The organism is Lutibacter maritimus, from assembly GCF_900116115.1.
GTDB classification, from domain to species: Bacteria; Bacteroidota; Bacteroidia; order Flavobacteriales; family Flavobacteriaceae; genus Lutibacter; species Lutibacter maritimus.
Map to the genome: position 1 here is coordinate 1 of NZ_FOZP01000010.1, position 22,991 is coordinate 22,991.

The following is a 22,991-nucleotide window of genomic DNA, read 5'->3' on the forward strand; positions in this document are numbered from 1 at the left end:
TACACAACGTCAGTTCGAGTGGTTTTAATACGAATGAAATTCGTGTTAAAATTGTATCGAGAACCTTTACTACTCCAAACCACTTCTCGATACGATTATACTCCGCGTCGCTCGTATAATCACTCGAAGTGACGATTTATTATATACTCTGCATGCTCTAAATCTTCTATGGTATCAATATCAACATTTGCAAAAGGATGATTCACTATAAACGGAAAATTGTTTTCTCCAACTATTTTACCTTCTAATATTAATGATGCTTTTGTAATATATAGCAAGCCATTTTCAAAATACAAAGGCTCTAAATCCTGACTGCGTTGTCCTATTGTATAATTGTATGGAACAAACCTACCATCAATAATTTTTCCAAATTTTTGTTCGTTTCTACTTACAGTCATTAAGCTTTCATAATTCCCTTCAGCCATTTTTAAAAAAGCTTCTTTAAATAGGTTTTTTGGGCGTAACGGATTTGTAGGTTGTAATAAAGTTACAGTATCAAAAGTTTCAGTGCTAGTTTCTAAAACGTGCTGTAAAGCTGAGACCGTTGTACAATCATCTCCTGATAATGCTGCGGGTCTATCAATTACTTCAACACCGTGTTGCAACGCAATGTCTTTAAGCTGTTTGTTATCAGTTGTTACAACAATTTTTGCATGGATACAATTTTCTTTCGCATACTGAATGCTGTGCACTATTAATGGAATACCACCTAATAGTTTAACATTCTTATTTGGTAATCTTTTAGAACCACCTCTTGCTGGTATTATTACTATATTTTTTATATTATTCACGGTGATGTAAATATACTTTAATTTTCATTTTCATTGGGTTCCCAATACAATTTAGTTTCATTCAATTTCATAAATTGTTCAAATTCTATCATCGTTAATCTATTGGCATTTTTATAAAGTTTTGGTATATTCCAAATTACATCAAACAACGCCTGGATAATTGCCAACAATGCTTTAAAATCGCCTTTAAAGACTTTTAATTTGATTTGCATCAATAAAGAATATACCAATTTTTTTGGTATTAATTGTAATGGATAAAACAATAAATATAAATACCAACCAGAACGTAATGAACGCCTTAGCCTTAGTTGATAATCTTTGTCCTTTTTTCGTGCTTTAACATTAACCCTATGATGTACTAATATTTCAGGTACATAATGTACCTCCCACCCATTTTTAAATAACTGAAAAGCAGCAAAATCTTCTTCGCCATAAAACACAAACCAAGCAGGATAATTAGGAATTTCATGCCATGCTTTCATATTCCACACATGACCACAACCAACAAAACTTCTTACTTTAGTTTCATTTTCGTTAATGCACCAATCATTTGGCAATATTAAACCCCAAAATATTCTACAAGCAAGTACGCCACATTTTGGATTATTTTGAAAAAAAGATTCTATTATTTTAAGTGGTTCATCACTTACAATATGTGCATCATCATCTAAAGAAATAGCATAATTAGCTTTTGTTAAATTTAACAACTTATTTCTGCTTGCAATTAAGCCTTTACTTATTGTATGTTCAATTAATTGAATGTTGGGATAGAATTCTTTAATGTATTTTGATGTTTCATCTGTAGACCCATCATTACAAATAATACATTCAACATCAGGTCTATCAATTAAATGATGTATTTTTTGAAGCGTTATTTTTAACGCTTCTATCCTGTTTTTTGTAGTAATAAGTATTGAAAAAGTTTTCATTTTATAAGAACCTCAATAGTTTTGAATCATTTCTTTTGGTAACTTTTTGTACCTATAATACAACTTTTTAAAATGACTGTTTGAAAAAAGTTTCCCAAACAATCTGTTTTTTATAAAAAAGAGAAATGATGATATATTTTTTTTGCTTTTATACGTATTTAACAGTGGTATTTCAATAGCTTTTTCAGTTGGCGCAGTGCTTACCTCTTCCATCCAAGGTTCTACAACATTACCCATATGGTAAGCCATATTTTTTTCAGTTGTTAAGCGCCATAATCCTTTATACAAAGGTGCTTTATCTAAATAGCCCTCAGAATTTGCCCCCATTTTAGCGCCAATATATGTTTTAATAGTTTCAAACAATTCCTTTTTATAGGTTGCAACCACATGACCAGCGCCAATAATAGCCGTACATTGTGTATGCGTAATACTTAAATTCTGTTGTAAATAATTTGGATTATAATTGGGTTCCCAACCTATACTTTTATAGAATTGAGCCAATTCATCTTTGCTTTTCACTTTTGTGAATTGAACTTTTTTAGAAAAAAAAGTGTCAAACAACACATTCCCACAATATAGTTCAAACATTTTAAATTGTGGTATTAACCCTACAACGCCTGCTTTAGTAAACGTATTAAATACCTTATATGTTTCTTGTTGCCAATTGGGTTTAAAAAGTACATCGGCATCTGTTATAGTTACTAAATCAATATTATTTCCTGCCAGTCCTTTTAAAATAGCATTTAACTTTCCTATATTTTCTGTATGTATTAGTTCATGTATTTTTTGTTGATAAAGTAATTCATTTAAATAATTTATAACTTTTAAATTACTGCCATTATTAACTATGGTAATAAATGTTTGCGAATGCACTGTAGTAATTAAAGACTGCAAACAATAATTAAATATTTTAAAAGCATCTTTAAAATAGCCATCTTCATTAGGTATGTATACTGGCACAATTATTTGGTGTGTATACTTTGTTGTATCTAACTCCTTATCTTTATATGGATGGTTGCCTATGCGCATAATTATTTATACTTACTCAATTTATGTTCAAATCGCTTTTTTATTTTTTTTAGGCGCAGCATAAAATTATCATTTTTAATTTGCTCTTTAAAGAAAAGCTTATTTTTACTTATTAAAATTGGGTATGTTTTTTTTAATTCATTATAAACAGCTTCCTTTTTTTTGCTAACGTAATTTGAACTAATCTCATTATATTTTATTAAAAACATGAGTTCTATCAATTTCCAACTATTTAAAAGTGAATTTGCTTTTTCAATGGAATTTAATAAACTTATATTATCATTAGAATGGGTTCTGTACCAAACATGAGTATTCTTATCAAAAATGATTTTTTCTGCATTCATAAATATTCTGAAAAAGAATTCTCCATCATCATTCATAATTAAATTTTCATTCCAATATCCTGACTTGTTAATTAATGCTTTGCTTAACAGAAAATTATGAGGTGGAAAAAAACCACCAATAATTCCAATTAAATCAAAATATTCTTTTAGTGAATTAAAATCTTTATAATCTTCTTTACTCTCATAAAGTTGACTTGAAGCTGGCGAAGAATTAAATTTACCCCATTTACACGTTGCAATAGATAATGAATCTTCATTTTTTAGTAAATTAATTTGGCTTTCTATTTTATTAGCAGCCAATAAATCATCAGAATCTAAAAATTGAATGTAATCACCTTGTGCATTGTTTAAACCAATATTTCTTGAAATACTAGCACTCTGCATAAATTGTATAGGTTTAATTATTATTTTAAACCTATCATCTTTTTTTTGGTAATATCTTAAAACATCTAAGGTACCATCTGTTGATCTATCATCTATAATAATACATTCCCAATTTTTATAGGTTTGATTTAATACAGAATCAAGTGTTTCTTTAATTAAGTTTACTCTATTAAATGTAGGAATAATGACTGTTACTAAAAAATCTTTACTTATTACCATACTCCAACAATATTAAGTTTGTGCAATTTTATTTTGATACTTTAATATAATAGATTTTAAAAAAAAATAATACCTTTTAAACAAAAATTTAGTTAATAAAAGATTCGAAATTTCAAAGAACAATTTAATATTTTTTTTATCATTTAAATATAATCTCTCAATTTCGTCTAGAATATTATTTTTTTGAGTTAAATTAAAAAAGCTATGTTTTTTGGTAATTAGATAATTTAAAAATTTAAAAGCAGCGACTTTCTTTTGTTTATTGTTTTCAAGACCTCCTGAAATACTATTTTTAGAAATTCTTATAAAAACAATAGATTCATTTATTGAATATACATTTCCAAAATTGGAAACTTCTAAAACAGCTAAAATATCAGTACACCAAGCTAGTGGAAAATCTCTTAAACCTATTTCCTTAATCTTATTTTTATTAAATATATATTCACTTAATGATGACCTTCGTTCTCTAAAAAAGAAATTAACAGAATTTTCAATAATTGGATTTTTAAAAATCTTAGAAATAATTTGACCTTTATCATTAATATTACAACTAGAAAATCTAACTACATTAGAATATTTTTTTATATTTTCTAAATTATTGTAAAACATTTCTATTACATTATCACTTAAAACATCATCATCTCCTAATATCATGATATAATCCTCATCATTAACTAAATCTAAACAACGTTCCCAATGCTTTACTAATGATATTTTCCCTAAATTAGTATTAAACTTTTTATATTCAAAATCTATTTTTCCTTTGTAATTATGTAATAAGTTGGTACAACTTTCTGTACTTGCATCATCACCAATATAAACTTTAAAACGTTTATCTGTTTGTACAGCAAGTGATTTTAGGGTTTCATTAAAATAAGAAAACTTATAATATGGAATTACTATTGCTATTAATATTAATTTGTTCATTTTTTATTAAAATCAATTAAAAATCTTCTAACAAATTTTAAAAATGGTATTAATTTAAAATATTTCATATATAATTTTAAAATATAATACCAATCATTATTACTTAAAATATTAATTTTTTTAATCGTAATTTCATATTCTAAGATTAAATCTAATTTTTTATTTAAATCAAATTCAGTTAAAAATTGCTCAATTATATCTTTATAAAATAAATAAGAAGCCTTGTCTTTTAAATTTTGGTTCATTTTTTTTCCAGATAAGCTTATCTCAGAAAACCTATAGAATACAACACTTTCATTAATCGTAAATATATTACCTGCATTTGTAAAGACTAACCAAGCCATATCATCACTATGCCAAGCTAATGGATAGTTTCTAAAACCAAATTCTAAATACTTATTTTTGGAAAATATATATTCCGATAAAGTACTTCTAGTCTTTCCTTCATATCTTCTCCAAAATGAATCAATGCTACTTTCCCAAATTGGATGTTTATGAATTTTACTTATTCTATTAGTTTTTTCATTAACAACAATAGTTGCAAAGCGTACTACACTAGTTTTGCTTTCAAAATTTTTAAAATTATAGTACCAAGATGCTACAACATTTTCATCTAAATAATCATCATCTCCTAATAGCATAATCCATTCTTCATTATCAATCATTTCAATACAACGCTCCCATTGCTTTGTTAATGAAAGACCGCCTAAATTTGTTTCAAACCTTTTATACTCAAAATCAAATGTACCTTTATAGTGTTCTAATAAATCTAACGGATTTTCAGGACTTGCATCATCGCCAATATATACTTTAAAACGTTTATCTGTTTGATTCGCTAATGATTTTAATGTATCATTAAAGTATATTAATTTAAAAAATGGTATTACTATTGCAAGCATTAGAAGAATTTTAAATTAATATATTTAAGTAAATATTTGAAATGAGTTTTAATAAAAGGATTCAACAAAAATAATTTATACCAAAACTCCTTTATCAACTTAACCTGGTTATATTGAAAACATAAATTAATAAACTTTTTCGCATTTTTTACTTCTAAAGATTTGTTATAAGTGGTATTATAAAGTTTTAAAGGAAGGAAGTTTTCATAGGTTTTATATAAATTATAAGAAGAAATTACCCATTCTGAGTTTAAATTTCCGAGTGAAAAATGCTCAATAAGTATCTCATTTGTAATTTTAATTTTATAATTTCTTTTTATTACCTCAATAGATATATTTAAATCATAATTATGGTAACCTTTTAAACTTTCAGAAAATTGTAAACCATCAATTTTACGCATCACCATAAAAATACCATCTATTACAACTGCCTCTTGCAAAACATTATCAATAAAACCATAATTCAGCCTTTTAACTCTACCATCTGGAAAATGTTGAATTATATTTCCCATTTTATCTACTGAATCGCAATCCCACCAAGCAGAAGGCATTTTACTCTTAACTTTTGCTCCTGCAACCCCTAACAATCCTAATTCTGAATTATTTTTAAAAATAGATTCTACTAATATTCCCCAATTTGCAGTATGTATTAAAATATCATCATGCATAAAACAACAAATATCACGTTTACTCTTTTTTATTCCATAATTATATGCTTCAAAAATTGAATATAAATTATTTGAGTTATCAATAATTATTAATTCATAATCACATCCAATTGTGCTTTTTATATTTTCAAAAAGTTCATTTTTAATTTCTTTAGTCCTTGAGCATATAATAATTGATAACATTAGGTAGTACGAGTAGATTTTAAAATTGTTAAATTATCTAAAATTTTTAAACATATATATACCAAAAAAATTTTTACAAAAAATATTAATTGCAAATTTCCTACTTTTTAAACTTTTTGAATATCTATAATTTATTATTTCAATTTCATTTTTCAATTTGTGAAATGAACCAAATTGATTTAATAACACTTCCACATGCTTTAAGGATAGATACTTATAAATTTTTTCTTCAGTATTTTTATTTAAATTTTTACTCCTAGATTCTTTTTTTATTCTATAATAAAAACCAATATAACTTAACCGTTTTACGGTACCTCCATTTTTTAAAATAGATATCCAAAAATCCCAATCCTCCCAACCTAAATACATACTTTCATCATACCCCCCAACAAATATCCAATCTCTTTTTTTAAATAATGCTGTGCAAAAAATAACATTTCTATGGCACAACTTCTTAAATGAATATGGTTCTAAATTCCAATATCCAATCTCATCACCAAATTTTTCAGCTTCACAATATACCACTTTTAGAGAGTCATCTGTCTTAAATGCTTCTATTGCCAATTCTAAATATTGTGCCCCTATTTTATCATCTGCATCTAAAGGTAAAATATATTCTCCAATAGCACTTTCAATTCCTGTATTTCTAGCGTGTGAAACCCCTTTGTTTTTAGTTTTAATATATTTGAAGCGTTTATATTTATAACACCAAGCCAATGCTATTTCTTCAGTATTATCAGGGCTTCCATCATTCACTATAATACATTCCCAATTGGTATAGGTTTGTGCTAAAACAGACTGCAATGCCTCATCTAAAAATTGAGCTTGATTGTAGCATGGAACAATTATTGAAATAAATACTTTCACTTATTAAAATTTATATTTCTTAATATTTTTTTCAATTCGGTAACTCCCTCTATTTATAAATAAAAAAAAATTACAAAAAATAAAAAGTTTTAATGCTAATTGAAAGTTTTTTTTATGAACAACAGATAAAAGATTCGATAAAATTTTTTTTGAATTGCTTAAATGATTATTCTCTATGCCTCTGAAAAAAATATTTATTAAAAATTTATATAAGTAATTTGTTAATTCACAATCATTAATTACTATACTCTTCTTTAAATTTTCAAAAGCAATTATAGTTTCAGACTCTTTATACTCTTTAACATAAGCTAAGTTTTTTGTAGATTTTGTATTTACATGTTGCCGGTATAAAAATAATGGCTCATTAATTATTTTAAAAGAATTTTCAGGTAACTTAAAAAACAACCTTGAAAATAATTCTGATTCTTGCCCTCTTTTAATTATATGACAATATAATTCTTTATTTTTTAAAAATGATCTTTTAAATAAGACACAGCCTGTAATTATTCTTAAACGCCACAACACATACTCTTTATATAAATCAGGCTTTTCATTTAAAATAATGGCATTTTTATGTTCCAAATCACTATCCACCAAAAATCCTGAACAAATAACTAAATCAATAGATGAAGTAAAAGCATCCTTCTTCAATTTTATAAAATCAGGTAACATCACATCATCATCATCAAACCAATTGATATACTCCCCTTTACTTAATTCAAAACCATAATTTCTACATGCATTGGCGCCTTTTGGTCTGTCCTTGGGTCTAAGATGGTATTGTATCCGGTCATCCTTGTCAACAAACATTTTTAATACTTCCTCCGTACCATCGGTACTACCATCATCTACCACAATACACTCCCAATGGGTATAGGTTTGTGCCAACACACTATCCAACGTTTCGCCAATTAAATGGGCGCGGTTGTAGGTAGGGATTATAATAGATACTAATGGGGTGTTCATTTGGTTGTTGGTTGTTGGTTGTTGCATCTCGACTGCGCTCGATGTGACAGTTGGTTGTTGCTCATTTAATTAAAAGGTAAAAATAGGAATTAAACTTGAGTGTTAAAACTATAACAACACAAATGCGCTATAAACTACTAAAATTTACTTTTTTTCAACTTTTCAACAATAAAATGTTATTAACTAATAGCCAAAAAAAATGCTAAGGGTTTAAATATTTGGTATTTTTACAAACTAAATAGTAACAACAATTACTGTTTAAGAACCAGAAAATAGCAAAGTGCTATTTTCTTACTAGTACCAAATTAGGTGCTATAAAACAAAAAGTCTTAAAGTTGGAGCTTTAAGACCTGATTGAGATGGTAATGCTAAAAGAAGCATTAGATTTTTTAAATTTGTTCTACAAATCTACAATTCTTCTTTTAGCCTACCTAAAGTTTTAACAAAAATTTTAGTAAAGCTAGTTTTATGACATAATTTAATTTTTAAACACTCTTAAAGTATTTTTAAGCGAATACCACTAAAAACGTAGTGGATTTAGTTACCAAACGTAACAGTGTATTTTAATGCGTAAAATTTAAAAGAAGGTGTCGGTACAACTACCTTTTTCAAAGTTGTACAAAATAAATTATATATTTTAATGGTTTGTATTAAGGCCTTAGAAAGAAGAAATCCGCAAGACGTTAACGCGGAAAACAAATATTATGCGAAAGCAATATCGCAAGGTGTTATAGATTTTGAACGCTTGGCATATCTAGTGTCTAACCAATGTACAGTGCGTGAATCGGACTGCTATGCGGTGCTTCGTGCATTAGAGCATAATATTATGGATGAATTAAAACAGGGTAAAATTGTGCAATTAGGTGGACTTGGAAATTTACAAGTAGGTGTTACCTCAAAAGGTGAAATTACACCTGAAGAAGTAAGTGCTAACACGGTTAAAAAAGCACATTTAAATTTTAGACCTGGGGCTAAATTAAGAGATATGCTAGAAATTGTGAAGTTTAAAACCATTGGTGGGTAAGCTAATTATTTAGTTTAATACTAATTTGGATACAATCCCGAACTGTTAATTCAGTTCGGGATTTTTTTTATGCTTTTTATACCAAAAATTTAATAGTATAAAATTTTAATTTATTAGTATAATACAACCAATTTATACTAATAAAGCTCTAAGTTTATTAGTATCTTTTTGAATAACTATACTAATAAATATTTTTTTTATTAGTATGATTTTTTTAACCGATACTTCTCGATACAATTTTTTTCCATTTCATTTCAAAAAACCACTCGAAGTGACGACAATAAAACACCGTCAGTTCGAGTGTTTCAATGTAGCTCGGCGGAATTGAAATGTATCGAGAACCAGTAAGGAAAACTTCTCGATACAATTTTTTTCCATTTCATGTCAAAAAACCACTCGAAGTGACGTTCATTCATGTCATTCCGACAACGGAGGAATCGCATAAAAAGGCTCAAAATAATGGGATTTCTCGCTATCGTTCGAAATGACAAGAGGCTTTTCATTTTAACTATAAGATTCCCGCTTACGCGAGAATGACGGACGCAAGGGAATGACGGTGCGTCACCCTCAGCTTGACTGGGGGTCTGCAACTACAGAGTGAAAGATTCCCGCTTACGCGAGAATGACGGACGCAAGGGAATGACGAAAGAACGTCACCCTCAGCTTGACTGGGGGTCTGCAACTATAAAGTGAAAGATTCCCGCTTACGCGAGAATGACGGATGCAAGGAAATGACGAAACAACGTCACCCTCAGCTTGACTGGGGCTGTTGGTTTTAAAGAGTCAAATTCCTTTTATTCATTTGGCTCTATATGAACTAATACGTGTCCTAAATTTGGTATTTCACTTCGTAAAAAGTCTTTTAAATTATGTGCAATATCGTGCCCTTCCTTAACGGAAATTGCTCCGTCAACTATTGCATGCAAATCAACGTGGTATTTCATTCCTGCCTTACGGATAAAACATTTTTCGGTTCCTAAAACACCTTGCACTTTTACAGCTTGCAATCGGATTTCCTCTAAAAGGTCATCATACAAATGCTCATCCATAATCTCCCCTAAAGCTGGTCTAAAAATAAGGTAACTATTGTACAAAATAAAAACTGCTGCAAACAAAGCCGCCCAATCATCAGCGGTTTCAAAGCCTTTACCAAAAATTAAGGCGATAGAAATTCCGATAAATGCCATTACTGATGTTATGGCATCACTTCTATGATGCCAAGCATCGGCTTTTAGGGAAGAACTGTGTGTTTCTTTACTTTTTTTAATAACTATTCTATAAGAGATTTCTTTCCATAAAATAATACACCCAAGCACAATTAAAGTCCAAGGTTCAGGAACTTTATGCGGTGTTTTAATATTTTGGATGCTTTCATGAGCAATAATACTAGCCGATAGCACTAAAAAGGCCACTACTAAAAAAGTGATGAGCGGTTCAATTTTTCCGTGTCCGTAAGGATGATTATCGTCTGCGGGGCGTTTGGCATATTTTAAACCAAACAGCACCAATAGCGATGAAAAAATATCGGTGGTAGATTCAATAGCATCGGCAATAAGCGCATACGAATTTCCAAAAACTCCGGCGAAGCCTTTTATTAAAGCTAAAGAAGTATTGCCAATAATACTAAAGTAGGTAGTTTTTATAGCGGTTTGTTCGTTGGTCATTTGATTTATTGGGTTGTGTTCAAGTTGTTTTTGATGAGGTAAAAGGTTATACTAACTTTATTTACTTTGACGTTATTTGTTGATTAACAACATTTAAAAGTATTTTAATCTTATTTTGTACTGCATCCCTTGAATAAATATCAAACAATATTCGTTGATTCCTTTTAAATTCATCTAAAGTTAAATTTGTAATTAATGTATTTTTATTAATTTGTTTTATACCTTTTAAATTAATTCCAATACTTTTATAATATTCATACACAGGGCTTTTTTCATTCAAAAATATTTTAGCTCCCATATAACTCATGGCAATTATATTAGCAACTGCTTGTTGACGTACATGATTAAAAACTACAAAACCACAACTTGAAACTAATTGATTATACTCTTTTAATGGCATAAAATTTACTAATGGAATAAAATTTTCACCAAAATAACGTTTCCCAATTTCTATTACATGTGCTATATAATCTTTAGAACCGGCATAACTTAATGGTACAATTATTTTTCTATCATGAATACCAAGTTCATTTAATTTTTTAAATATATCTAAATGATTATTTGAAGGGTCACCTGAATTTCCAATTAAAATATTCCTAGCATCTAAAACATTATCATTAATTTTATCATTTAAAATATCTTCTATACATCCATAGGTAAAAGGCCCATAAACATTATTATCATCAATTTTTCTCACTAATTTATACTCAGTTGGTACTACAGGAACAACAATATCTATTTTTTTAACTGCTTTATAAAAAGCTGTATCATATTTATTTTTTAAAATCCTTATTATTTTATTTGGTAATACATTCTCTAGTTTGTATAAATTTTTAAAAAGAAATAAAGAAAATGTATTATAAATTATTTTTTCCTTTGTGTTGAAATTAATATTTAAATATTTCTTGGTTTCTTTTTCAAATATATTCTTTTTAAATAAAGGCCAATTATAATACAAATCGTACCCCCAAATAAACCAAACTTTTAAAATTTCATCTTTTAACAAATTAACAAGGTGTTGCTTTTTAAAATCTAAAGCATGAAAAAAAACAACCTTTATTTTGTTATCATGAATAAATTTAACAAAATTTATTTCATCTTCACTTCCTTTCAAAATTAAAGGTTTTCCTAAAGGAGATTTAACATATTTAAATGGACTCTCATTTGATTGAATTATGAAGTATAAAGAGCTATTAGGATAAACTGATTCAATTAATTTTATTGCAGGATCAATAAATTTATCATCGTTAAAAACATGTAAAATTTCCAATTTAATCTACTTAAATATTATTTATAAAATCTATAAACCTAATTAACTTTTCCAAATAAATGTTGGTGTAATGTAGCCAGGTTCTCTACCCATATATACCCCCAAATCTCTGTGCCCATTTACAACTGTAAATTGAACAATATCTCTTTCTGAAAAAATAGACCTTCTTTTATCTTCAACAATAAAAAGAGTTAATGAAAAATTTCCTGATTGTAAAAAAGATTTTGGGATAATGCATTTTATTTCGTTCTTACCTTGAGCTAATTTTAATTTATTATGCTTGTCAAAAAAAGAAAACATTACCTCTCCAAGTTCATTAACCATATGATATGTTAAACTAAACCTATGAAAATCTTTGGTTTTAAAAGATATGTCAGTAATTAATTCAATTTCTTTATCTTCCACAATTGGTTCATTTTCACTACTTCCTACATTTTTTAATTTTATCCCATGTAAATGAAATATTTCTTTATTGAATTCTTTATCAAAAACAACCTTATTAAGCATATCAATACCCTTACCACCCAAATAATAACTTACAGCACTTTCAACATTTCCATCCATTGCAATACACCCTTGTTCTAACACAATCCCTCTGGTACACAAACTCTTTACAGCTGCCATATTATGACTTACAAATAACACGGTACGCCCCTCGCCTTTGCTAATATCCTGCATTTTACCAATGGCTTTCTTTTGAAACTCAGCATCACCCACAGCCAATACTTCATCTATTACCAAAATATCAGGCTCTAAATGTGCGGCTACAGAAAAAGCCAAACGCACTGTCATACCACTGCTATAGCGTTTAACAGGAGTATCAATATAACGTTCGCAACCTGAAAAAGAAACAATTTCATCAATTTTAGCGTTAATTTCGGCTTTGGTCATTCCTAAAATTGCGCCATTTAAATAAATGTTTTCTCTACCTGTTAATTCTGGGTGAAATCCTGTACCTACTTCTAACAAACTAGCAATACGTCCGTTGCTTTTAATGCTTCCGGTTGACGGACCTGTTACTTTGGATAGTATTTTTAATAAGGTTGATTTTCCTGCACCATTTTTGCCAATAATACCCAATACTTCGCCTTTTTGTACTTCAAAATTAATGTCTTTTAAAGCCCATACATAATCTGAACTACCTTTTGTTGCTCGGTCATTTACATCGCCTATTTTTAAAAAAGGATCTTCTAACCCACGTACTTTATGCCACCATCGGTTAAGGTCGTGACTTAACGTACCTGTGCCCACCGTACCCAAACGGTATTGTTTACTTAGGTTTTCTATTTTTAAAATTATCTCGCTCATTTCAATCGCTGGCTAAAGTGAGAAGTCTTACGTGAAACGTGAGACGATCTCTTTTTAACTTTTGTTAATTCTTATAATTATAATATTATTTAGTAAAACGTCTTTTAGTGATACGTTTGTTCGTGAGTCGTTTTTCGTCTAACAATTCACGTATAACTTCTAACTTCTAACAATTCACGTCAAACGTCTAACTTTTTAAATAATTTCTAAATCCCAATAATAATCTTTTAACATCGTTTATTAATACTTCTATGTTTTTATCTTTCTCTGTATAATTTAACCTAACCGCAATTAAATATTGAGTTTCTAATTCCGAAAGAGAACCAAAAGCAATATGAATGAATTGAATAAACTCTTTATTACTTTTTCTTCCTGCTCCCTCTGCTATGTTAGAAGGTACTGAAACTGCTGCTCGCCTTATTTGACTTATTAAACCAAATTTCTCAGCATCAGGAAATGAGTTTGAAAGTTTATATATAATTTCAACCAAATCCATACTTTTTTTCCAAACATCTAATTCTTTATGATCCATTTTTTTATTTCGTTATACGGTTTTTCGTGAAACGTGAGACGTCTTTTCACTTTTCACTTTTCACTATTCACTATTGAGCCCTCGAAGCCATTTCTCACATCTAACTTCTAACGAGTACACGTTTAACTTCTAACTAAAAACGTCTCACGTCTAACTTCTAACTTCCAACGAGTACACGTTTAACTTCTAACTAAAAACGTTTAACTTCTAACTAAAAACGTCTAACGTCTAACTTCTAACTTCTCACAAAATTACACCGTATCAATAAAACTTTTTTCTGTTCTATTAAAGATAACCACACCTATTAAAAAAATAATAACGGTGCAAGCTACCGAATAACCAATACCATTCCATGACAAACTTCCATCATTTAACAACATATAACGCGAAGTTTCAATAATATGTGCCATTGGGTTAAATTCTACTACCCAAGCATAATCTGCTAATTTTTCTTTTACCAAGGCCATTGGGTACATTACAGCCGAAACATACATTAATAATTGCACACCAAAACTTACTAAAAAAGTTAAATCTCTATATTTTGTAACCATGGATGAAATAATCATTCCCAACCCTAATCCTAACATGGCCATAATTAGTATTAGTAAAGGATAGGCAATTAATAATGTGTTTGGTACAATTGGCATCCCTTTCATTACATAAAATATATAAAATCCAATAAATACACTTAGTTGAATACCAAATTTAATTAAATTAGATACCACAATGGATAATGGCATAATCATGCGTGGAAAATAAACTTTTCCAAACAAACCTGCATTGGCTTTAAAAGTGTCTGACGTAGCAGTTAAACATTCTTTAAAATAATTCCAAGAAGTGACTCCTGCTAAATTAAATAAAAACGGAGGTACTGTTCCTGTATCAATACCAGCAACATTGTTAAATATTATAGTAAAAATTACGGATGTAAATAACGGTTGAATTAAATACCAAAGCGGACCTAATATCGTTTGTTTGTATACGGTAACTACATCTCTTTTTACAAATAAAAATAGTAAATCACGATACTGCCAAACTTCTTTTAAGTTAAGCGAAAACAATTTATTTTTAGGGGTTATTTCAAATAACCATTCATTGGAATCTGTGGCCTTTTTATTCATAAAAACTCGTAAGCTACCTATTTTATTGAGGTTTGATGTTTTTTTTGTGTAAAAATTTAGTGTAAAGATACTTTATTTATCAGTAATGTAAAAAATGTACTTTAATTAATTGTTTTTTTAGCTCCTCTTTGTCATACGTTTCCATCCGTCATTCTCGCGGAAGCGGGAATCTATTGCTTTGGAGTAACAGACCCCCAGTCAAGCTGAGGGTGACGAACACGCACCGTCATTCTCGCGAAAGCGGGAATCTTTCTCTTTTGAAACCAGCATACCCCCAGTCAAGCTGAGGGTGACGCAGTGTCATTCTCGCGAAAGCGGGAATCTGTTGCTTTGTAGTTGCAGACCCCCAGTCAAGCTGAGGGTGACGAACACGCACCGTCATTCTCGCGAAAGCGGGAATCTGTTGCTTTGGAGTAACAGACTCCCAATCAAGCTGAGGGTGACGTGCTTATTGCTAAGGATAACGTTCTTTACGTCACTTCGAGTGGTTTTGTGGAATGAAATGTAACAAAATTGTATCGAGAAGCATTACGTAACTGTTCTCGATACACCTCCGTTGCACTTCGGCACTCGAACTGACGGTATGTTAAAAACACACCCTCTTACCCACTCTGAAAAGGTAAATTAGACCAAAGAGTAAAAAGATTCCCGTATACGCGAGAATGACGATTTAAACGTCACTTCGAGTGGTTTTGCGGAATGAAATGTAACAAAATTGTATCGAGAAGCATTACGTCACTGTTCTCGATACACCTCCGTTGCATTTCGGCACTCGAACTGACGGTATTTTAAAAACACACCCTCTTACCCACTCTGAAAAGGTAAATTAGACCAAAGAGTAAAAAGATTCCCGCTTTCGCGAGAATGACGATTTAAACGTCACTTCGAGTGGTTTTGTGGAATGAAATGTAACAAAATTGTATCGAGAAGCTAATTATACTATTAATTACGCCCTAAAATTGCCTTGTTTATTTTTTTTGCTAATGATGGTCCTTCATAAATAAAACCAGTATAAATCTGTACTAAATCAGCACCAGCTTCTAATTTTTCTAAAGCATCTTCAGCAGTATGAATACCCCCAACACCAATAATTGGAAAAGCTTTGTTTGATTTATCGGCTAAGTATTTAATAACTGCCGTACTTCTATCTTTTATAGGTTTTCCACTTAAACCACCATTGCCAATGGCTTCTAATTGTTGTGATGACGCTTTTAATCCCTCTCTTATAGTAGAAGTATTTGAGGCTATAATACCATCAATTTTTGTTTCGGCAACAATTTCAATGATTTCATCTAACTGAACAGGATTTAAGTCTGGTGCAATTTTTAGTAAAACAGGTTTTTGGTTGGTATGTGTTGCATTTGCTTTTTGAATAGTGGTAATTAACGCTATTAAATAATCTTTATCAGTTAATTTTGCATGGCTACCAACATTTGGGCAACTTACATTTAGCACAAAATAATCTACATACGGATGTAATGCCTCAAAACAAGCTACATAATCTTTGGTATAATCTGCAGGCATGGTTGTTGTATTTTTACCAATATTTCCACCAATTAATACGTGTCCTTTGTTTTGTTTTAGTTTTTCTATAGCGGCTTCAATACCATTGTTATTAAAACCCATGCGGTTTATTAAACCATTATCTGCTTTTAATCTAAAAATCCTTTTTTTAGGGTTTCCTGCTTGTGCTTTTGGAGTTACTGTTCCTATTTCAATAAAACCAAAACCGAAATTAGCCAACTCATTGTACAATACAGCGTTTTTATCAAATCCAGCAGCTAAACCAACCGGATTTTTAAAGGTTAATCCAAACAATTGTCGCTCTAACTTTTTATCGGAAATTGTAAATAAACTTCTAAAAATGAAAGGAATACCAGGAATTTTAGAGAGTATTTTTATAAGTGAAAAAGTAAAATGATGTATTTTTTCTGGATCGAAAAGAAAAAAGAAAGGACGGATAACACTTTTATACATATACTGTTGTTTGTGCAAAATTAATAAAAGGGATTGGATTGAACGCAAAAAATTACAATTTCAATGCCTCATTTCCTTCTCATCATCATTCTCTTCTCATCATCATTCTCTTCTCACCGTCATTCTCTTCTTACTGTCATTCCCTTGCAAAAGGGAATCTTTCACTTTGGAGTAACAGACCCCCAATCAAGTTGAGGGTGACGAACACGCACCGTCATTCTCGCGAAAGCGGGAATCTGTTGCTTTTGAAAACGACAGACCCCCAGTCAAGCTGAGGGTGACGTGCTTTCTCTGAGGGTGACGAACACGCACCGTCATTCTCGCGAAAGCGGGAATCTGTTGCTTTTGAAAACGACAGACCCCCAGTCAAGCTGAGGGTGACGTGCTTTCTATGAGGGTGACGAACACGCACCGTCATTCTCGCGAAAGCGGGAATCTGTTGCTTTTGAAAACGACAGACCCCCAGTCAAGCTGAGGGTGACGTGCTTTCTCTGAGGGTGACGAACACGCACCGTCATTCTCGCGAAAGCGGGAATCTGTTGCTTTTGAAAACGATAGACCCCCAGTCAAGCTGAGGGTGACGTTTCTTTTTGCTGAGGGTGACGAACACGCACCGTCATTCCCTTGCAAGAGGGAATCTTTCACTTTGGAGTAACAGACCCCCAGTCAAGCTGAGGGTGACGTGCTTTCTCTGAGGGTGACGAACACGCACCGTCATTCCATTGCAAAAGGGAATCTGTTGCTTTTGAAAACGACAGACCCTCAGTCAAGCTGAGGGTGACGTGCTTTCTCTGAGGGTGACGTTTCTTTTTGCTGAGGGTGACGTGCTTTCTATGAGGGTGACTTTGTAGCAAAAAAAATGACGGCTAAAAGCCGTCATTTTAAAATATATATTTATAATTTATTAACGCAATGTAGCGCCAACATTCTTTTCAAAAGTTTGTTGTAACTTTTGCATTATTTTATCTATCTGTGTATCATTCAATGTTTTAGAAGTGTCTTGTAATAAGAAACTAACCGCGTACGATTTTTTACCATCGGCTAATTTATCACCTTCGTACACATCAAATAAATCTACTTCTTTCAATAAATTTTTCTCTGCCTGAAACGCTAAATTATAAATTTCACTAAAAGTAACTTGCGTATCTAAAAGTAAAGCAAAATCTCTTTTTACTGAAGGAAATTTTGGTAATTCAGTTACTTTTATTTGCCCTTTTCCACCAACTTTTAATACATTTTCCCAATCAAAATCAGCAAATAACACTGGTTGTTTAATACCAAAGTCTTTTAATATTGATTTTTTTACAAGTCCAACATCTACCAATTTAATTTTCCCTAAACTTAACGTAATTCCTTCAGAAAATACATCGTTTTTGGTAGGAGTTGTTTTTAAATTTTTAATTCCTAAACGCTCTAATAATGCAATTGCAATTCCTTTTAAATAAAAGAAATCAGAAGGTTTATCAGCAGTATTCCAGTTAGATTTATAACGGTTTCCAGAAACAAATAAGGTTAAGTGTTTTTGTTCGCTATAACCACTTTCAAAACGATGATATGTTTTACCAAATTCAAAGAATTTTAACGCATTATTTTTTCTGTTAATATTGTACGCAACCGACTCTAAGCCGCTGAATAACAATGACTGACGCAATACACCTAAATCGTTACTTAAAGGGTTTAAAATTGCTACATTATGTTCAGGATTTAAAACTTCTGAAAAAGAAACATATGCTGGTTTTGTTAAAGAATTTGCCATGGTTTCATTAAATCCTTGTACCATTAGTTGGTTAGCCGCAATGTTTTCAATTTTAGTTGGATCAAATTCAGAAAAAGAAATTGAAGTATTTAATTTATGTGAAAACGCTACATTATTGTAACCATATACACGTAAAATTTCTTCAATAACATCGGCTTCTCTGGTAACATCAACTCTGTATGCTGGTATGGTTAAACCCATTCCTGCTTCAGTTACGCTGTTAAATTTAATTTCAAGTGATGCTAAAATATTTTTTACGGTTTCTTTTGGGATTTTAGCTCCAATTATTCTATTCATTTTTTCAAAAGAAAGAAATACTTGAAAATCTTCTATCTTTTTAGGGTATAAATCAACAATTTCAGATGCTACTTTACCGCCAGCTACTTCTAGAATTAAATTGGCTGCACGTTTTAAAGCATATTCTGTAATATTAGGATCAATTCCTCTTTCAAACCTAAAAGAAGCATCAGTATTTAAAGCGTGTCTTTTAGCTGTTTTACGAATGGCAACTGGATTAAAGTACGCACTTTCTAAAAATATTGCATTGGTATTTTCAGAAACTCCAGATTCTAAACCTCCAAAAACACCTGCCATACACATAGGCTCTTCATTACCATTACAAATCATTAAATCTTCTTCGTGTAGTTCTCTTTCAACTCCGTCTAACGTTGTAAATTTAGTGCCTGATGGCAAGGTTTTTACAATTACTTTATTTCCTTTTACTTTTGATGCGTCAAATGCGTGTAGCGGTTGTCCTAATTCATGCAATACATAATTGGTAACATCTACAATATTATTAATTGGAGTTAACCCAATAGCTTTTAATCTATTTTTAATCCAATCTGGTGATTCTTTTACGGTAATACCCGAAATAGTTACACCGGCATAACGCGGTGCTTTTTCAGTATCTTCTACAACTACATCAAACTTTAGTGTTCTATCTTCTACTCTAAAATCACTTACAGATGGCGAAATTAACTCTAAAGAAATTTTATTTTGAATTAAGCCTGCACGCAAATCTCTTGCCGTACCTAAATGACTCATTGCATCGGCTCTGTTTGGAGTTAGCCCAATTTCAAAAACTTGGTCTGAGGCTACATTAAATACTGTTGAAGCTGGTGTTCCTGCTTTAAAAGTATCTGCTAAAACTAAAATTCCCTCATGACTAGCACCTAAACCTAGTTCATCTTCAGCGCAAATCATTCCGTGACTTTCTTCTCCTCTTATTTTTCCTTTTTTAATAACAAAGGGTTCACCTTTATCATCATATAAAGTTGTGCCAATGGTGGCAACTGGAACAGTTTGCCCTGCTGCTACATTTGGTGCACCGCACACAATTTGTACAGGTACTTCTAAACCAATATCAACCGTTGTAATTTTTAAGCGGTCAGCATTAGGGTGTTGAATACACGTTAAAACTTTACCAACCACTACACCTGCTAAACTTCCTTTAATAGACTCAACGGTTTCTATACCTTCAACTTCAAGTCCTAAATCGGTTAATAATTCTCCTGTTTTTTCCGCTTCCCAATCAATCTTTAAAAACTGTTTTAACCAATTGTACGATATTTTCATTTCTATTTATTTTTTTACGAACTGCAAAGATAATTAATACAATTTAGATTGATAACGTGAAAAGTTACTTTTTCACCTTTAATTTTAAAATAAATTAACTTTTGTTTCACAATTTATTATTCATATTTTATAATTTTTTTAACATCTATATCGATTTCGAAATTGTATAATTGTAACAAATAAAGTTCTAAGAAATACTAACTATAATTTAAAACTAAGAATGATAATAGCATTCTAATTTAAATTTTAACATATAACTTTTTGATTGATTGTTATTGAAGGTTTTTGTGAAGTAAGAAAGTAGTTAAAAAAACACTACTCTTTTACTTCATATTAACCTTCTTTTTTTTGCGATAATTTTAAAAGAAACAAATAGACAAATAGTTAGTTATTATTGTGTTACACTAACTTATATTAGCCCAAATAGTACTTTTTTTGCTAATTTCTATATAGGCAGTTTTTATCATTATATTTTCTGGTTTTGCAAGCGACTGATCATTTGTGAGTAGCTCAATAGCTTGTTTTCTGGCTAATTTTAATAAGTTTCCATCTTTAAGAATATCAGCTATTTTTAAGTTTAATATACCACTTTGTTGTGTTCCCATTAAATTTCCAGGACCTCGTAATTTTAAATCAACTTCCGATATTTTAAATCCATCACTGGTATCAACCATAGTTTGTAATCTAATTTTTGCATCATCAGATAGTTTAAAACTGGTCATTAAAATACAATAACTTTGTTCTGCTCCACGCCCAACTCTACCTCGTAACTGATGCAATTGCGATAATCCAAAGCGCTCGGCACTTTCAATCACCATGACACTTGCGTTGGGAATATTTACACCCACTTCAATTACCGTAGTTGCTACCATAATTTGTGTTTCACCTTTTAAAAAGCGTTGCATTTCATATTCCTTGTCTTCGGCTTTCATTTTTCCGTGCACAATACTTATTTGGTATTGCGGTTTTGGAAACTCGCGTGAAATACTTTCATAGCCATCCATTAAATCTTTATAATCCATGGCTTCGGATTCATTAATTAACGGATATACAATATAAATTTGACGGCCTTTTGCAATTTCTTCTTTTAAAAATTTAAATACCGATAATCTATTTTTATCGTACCGGTGTGCTGTCACTATTTCTTTTCTACCTGGTGGCAATTCATCAATTACAGAAATATCTAAATCGCCATACACACTCATTGCCAATGTTCTAGGTATTGGAGTGGCAGTCATTACCAATACGTGCGGTGGTAATTCATTTTTTTTCCACATTTTAGAACGTTGCTCAACACCAAACCGATGTTGTTCATCAATAATTGCCAATCCTAAATTATAAAACTGCACTTTATCTTCAATAAGTGCATGCGTACCAATTAAAATATGCAATTCGCCTGTTTGTAATTGTTCATGAATTAGTTTTCGTTCTTTTGTTTTGGTTGAACCTGTTAGCAATTTTACAGTAACATCCATTCCGTTTAATAATTCAACCAGCGAATTATAATGCTGTGTTGCTAAAATTTCTGTAGGAGCCATAAACGCTGTTTGAAAACCATTATCTATAGCAATTAAAATACTTAACAATGCCACAATTGTTTTTCCAGAACCAACATCACCTTGCAACAATCGGTTCATTTGAGCGTTAGAACCCATATCTTTTCGGATTTCTTTTAACACTCTTTTTTGCGCATTGGTTAAAGCAAACGGTAACTTATTGGCATAAAAATGATTGAAGTAATCCCCTACTTTATCAAAATTATAGCCTTTAATCTTTGCTTTTCGAATCATTTTTTTTCGAATCAATTGCATTTGAATAAAAAATAATTCTTCAAATTTTAAACGCTGTTGGGCTTTTGTAAGTAATTCTTGATTTTTTGGAAAATGAATATTTAATAATGCATCAGTTTTAGAAATAAATCCAAAATTTTGCATTATTGCTGCGGATAATGTTTCCGTAAATGTTGCGTTTACTTCTTCAAACAAACTTTCAACCATTTTTGAAATCACTCTGTTGGTAACGCCTTTATTTGATAATTTTTCGGTAGAAGGATATATAGGTTGCAACGCAGTTCGTAAACTTTTTTTATAATCTGTTAACAACTCCATTTCAGGATGTGGCATTGAAAATGTGCCATTAAAATAGTTTGTTTTTCCAAAAATAACATACGGCGTATTTACTTTTAATGCCGTTTTAATCCATTTTACACCTCTAAACCACACCAATTCCATTGCGCCAGTTTCATCAACAAACGTAGCTACTAATCTGCTTCCTTTCTTTTGCTGTACTGTTTTAATGGCTGTTATTGTACCAATTACCTGAATTTCAGCCGCATTTTGTTGTAACTGATTCATTTTATAAAACTGTGTACGATCTAAATACCTGTTCGGATAAAAGTTCACCAAATCACCAAACGTATAAATACCTAACTCAGATTTTAGTAAATCTGCCCTATTAGGTCCTACACCTTTTAAATAAGCTATAGAAGTGTTTAGTGTGTAAATTGCCATTTTTATAAAAATACGAAGGTAACAATTCAAGTGGCAATAAACAATTGC

At 30.6% G+C, this 22,991-nt stretch carries 18 protein-coding genes; 1 reads left to right on the top strand and 17 read right to left on the bottom strand.

Annotation, left to right across the window (positions count from 1 at the left end; all coding sequences use genetic code 11):
- Positions 1-119: 119 nt before the first annotated feature.
- The 9 genes from BM335_RS14445 to BM335_RS14485 are packed head-to-tail and all read right to left on the bottom strand — an operon-like array spanning position 120 to position 8,206.
- Positions 120-791, bottom strand: coding sequence for an acylneuraminate cytidylyltransferase family protein (locus BM335_RS14445; protein ID WP_317041045.1), 672 nt, complete (start codon positions 789-791; stop codon positions 120-122).
- A gap of 17 nt (positions 792-808) precedes the next feature.
- Positions 809-1,720 carry a glycosyltransferase family 2 protein gene (locus tag BM335_RS14450; RefSeq protein ID WP_090229999.1) on the bottom strand — a complete coding sequence of 304 codons (912 nt, stop codon included), beginning with the start codon at positions 1,718-1,720 and terminating at the stop codon, positions 809-811.
- A gap of 12 nt (positions 1,721-1,732) precedes the next feature.
- Positions 1,733-2,749, bottom strand: a complete 1,017-nt coding sequence (locus tag BM335_RS14455; RefSeq protein WP_090230002.1) for a glycosyltransferase family A protein — start codon at positions 2,747-2,749, stop codon at positions 1,733-1,735.
- A gap of 2 nt (positions 2,750-2,751) precedes the next feature.
- On the bottom strand, positions 2,752-3,696 hold the full coding sequence (locus tag BM335_RS14460) for a glycosyltransferase family 2 protein (RefSeq protein ID WP_090230006.1): 945 nt from the start codon (positions 3,694-3,696) through the stop codon (positions 2,752-2,754).
- A gap of 12 nt (positions 3,697-3,708) precedes the next feature.
- Complete coding sequence (locus tag BM335_RS14465; RefSeq protein ID WP_090230009.1) at positions 3,709-4,623, bottom strand: glycosyltransferase; 915 nt, start codon at positions 4,621-4,623, stop codon at positions 3,709-3,711.
- Positions 4,620-5,522: a glycosyltransferase family A protein gene (locus tag BM335_RS14470; protein ID WP_090230013.1), complete on the bottom strand. Its 903-nt coding sequence runs from the start codon at positions 5,520-5,522 to the stop codon at positions 4,620-4,622. Before BM335_RS14470 ends, BM335_RS14465 begins: the two co-directional genes overlap by 4 nt.
- Positions 5,522-6,373, bottom strand: coding sequence for a glycosyltransferase (locus BM335_RS14475; RefSeq protein ID WP_090230018.1), 852 nt, complete (start codon positions 6,371-6,373; stop codon positions 5,522-5,524). The genes BM335_RS14470 and BM335_RS14475 overlap by 1 nt, the downstream gene beginning before the upstream one ends.
- 33 nt (positions 6,374-6,406) lie before the next feature.
- Positions 6,407-7,240 (bottom strand): glycosyltransferase family 2 protein, encoded by an 834-nt coding sequence (locus BM335_RS14480; RefSeq protein WP_090230021.1) that lies wholly within the window; start codon positions 7,238-7,240, stop codon positions 6,407-6,409.
- 3 nt (positions 7,241-7,243) lie between these two features.
- Entirely contained in the window at positions 7,244-8,206 is a 963-nt protein-coding gene (locus BM335_RS14485; RefSeq protein WP_090230392.1) for a glycosyltransferase family 2 protein, read from the bottom strand.
- A 640-nt stretch (positions 8,207-8,846) separates the two neighbouring features.
- Between BM335_RS14485 and BM335_RS14490 the strand changes: the two genes are divergently transcribed.
- A complete protein-coding gene (locus BM335_RS14490; RefSeq protein ID WP_090230025.1) occupies positions 8,847-9,230 on the top strand; it encodes an HU family DNA-binding protein in 384 nt (127 codons plus the stop codon).
- A gap of 794 nt (positions 9,231-10,024) precedes the next feature.
- On the opposite strand, the gene BM335_RS14495 is transcribed toward BM335_RS14490, so the two are convergent.
- From BM335_RS14495 to recG, 8 genes are all read right to left on the bottom strand, one after another.
- Positions 10,025-10,894, bottom strand: a complete 870-nt coding sequence (locus BM335_RS14495; RefSeq protein WP_090230028.1) for a cation diffusion facilitator family transporter — start codon at positions 10,892-10,894, stop codon at positions 10,025-10,027.
- Between the two features lie 61 nt (positions 10,895-10,955).
- A complete protein-coding gene (locus BM335_RS14500) occupies positions 10,956-12,164 on the bottom strand; it encodes a TDP-N-acetylfucosamine:lipid II N-acetylfucosaminyltransferase family protein (RefSeq protein ID WP_177219222.1) in 1,209 nt (402 codons plus the stop codon).
- A 42-nt stretch (positions 12,165-12,206) separates the two neighbouring features.
- Positions 12,207-13,472: an ABC transporter ATP-binding protein gene (locus BM335_RS14505; protein ID WP_090230035.1), complete on the bottom strand. Its 1,266-nt coding sequence runs from the start codon at positions 13,470-13,472 to the stop codon at positions 12,207-12,209.
- Positions 13,473-13,659: 187 nt separating this feature from the next.
- Positions 13,660-14,004, bottom strand: coding sequence for a four helix bundle protein (locus BM335_RS14510; protein ID WP_090230044.1), 345 nt, complete (start codon positions 14,002-14,004; stop codon positions 13,660-13,662).
- Positions 14,005-14,255: 251 nt separating this feature from the next.
- On the bottom strand, positions 14,256-15,125 hold the full coding sequence (locus BM335_RS14515) for an ABC transporter permease (protein WP_090230047.1): 870 nt from the start codon (positions 15,123-15,125) through the stop codon (positions 14,256-14,258).
- Positions 15,126-16,067: 942 nt separating this feature from the next.
- Positions 16,068-17,102, bottom strand: a complete 1,035-nt coding sequence (locus tag BM335_RS14520; protein ID WP_090230053.1) for a quinone-dependent dihydroorotate dehydrogenase — start codon at positions 17,100-17,102, stop codon at positions 16,068-16,070.
- Between the two features lie 904 nt (positions 17,103-18,006).
- Positions 18,007-20,433 carry a phenylalanine--tRNA ligase subunit beta gene (pheT, locus tag BM335_RS14525; RefSeq protein WP_090230056.1) on the bottom strand — a complete coding sequence of 809 codons (2,427 nt, stop codon included), beginning with the start codon at positions 20,431-20,433 and terminating at the stop codon, positions 18,007-18,009.
- Positions 20,434-20,837: 404 nt separating this feature from the next.
- Positions 20,838-22,943, bottom strand: coding sequence for an ATP-dependent DNA helicase RecG (gene recG / locus BM335_RS14530; protein WP_090230060.1), 2,106 nt, complete (start codon positions 22,941-22,943; stop codon positions 20,838-20,840).
- Positions 22,944-22,991 lie beyond the last annotated feature (48 nt).